Here is a 761-nt window from a genome sequence, read left to right on the forward strand (position 1 = left end):
TAAAACTCAACTTCGATGCGTCGTTGATTGCCATCTTCCTGAACTTTAATGCCGACAACGTCTGCAGCTTCCCCTGCATCGTCATCGTCGAAGAGGACGGCGTAACCAGTCTTCTTGCGAAGCTGTTCAAGAAGCCGGAATTGAATGGAATCAGTTCGCCGACTTGCGTGCTGTGACTCCTTCGTTAGGTCTATACCGCTCCAATCTAATACTTGGAGCTTGTCAGTATCGTACTGAGGCGCTGCGCGTGGAAGCTCAACGAGCAGATTTCCTTCGAGCGACGAGCCATCTGCAAACCAGACTGTCGGTGGGTGCGCCGTAAGGTATTGACAAAGGTCTTGCCCGCCAGAGGCACCCGTGCGAACGTCAAGCTGCCCCGCTCCAACGTATGAAAATCGGTAGTCAGTGGTGTCGCCAGATGGAAAAATCTCAAGGAGAACCTGTCGCGTCCACTCATCGCAGCGTATCTCGAGTATGAGTGGCTCAGTCAGTGGGCCATCAAGCACGTTGAATTCAACGTCCGAAATTGAGACTTCGGAACGTCCAATCGGAACGAAGCCAACTTGATGCTCCTGGCGAGATACAAAGTCCAGAGGCCAGTCGACTCCAATTGGATGCTGTTCTGGGCGTGCCGAAACAATTTTCGGAATCAGTGTGCCCTTAAGCACCTCGTCGGGGTCGATGGACTCATCAACAATCTTGGCCGCAAGATGTCGACACCATTTGGCAAAAGTGTCCACACGCAGCCGCAAAACCGACCA

At 52.7% G+C, this 761-nt stretch carries 1 protein-coding gene; it reads right to left on the reverse strand.

Annotation, left to right across the window (positions count from 1 at the left end; all coding sequences use genetic code 11):
* On the reverse strand, positions 1–740 hold a 740-nt coding region (locus QZH66_RS17475; RefSeq protein WP_305807103.1), incomplete at its 3' end, for a hypothetical protein.
* Positions 741–761 lie beyond the last annotated feature (21 nt).

It is taken from the genome of Stenotrophomonas sp. YIM B06876 (assembly GCF_030711595.1).
Lineage (GTDB): Bacteria > Pseudomonadota > Gammaproteobacteria > Xanthomonadales > Xanthomonadaceae > Stenotrophomonas.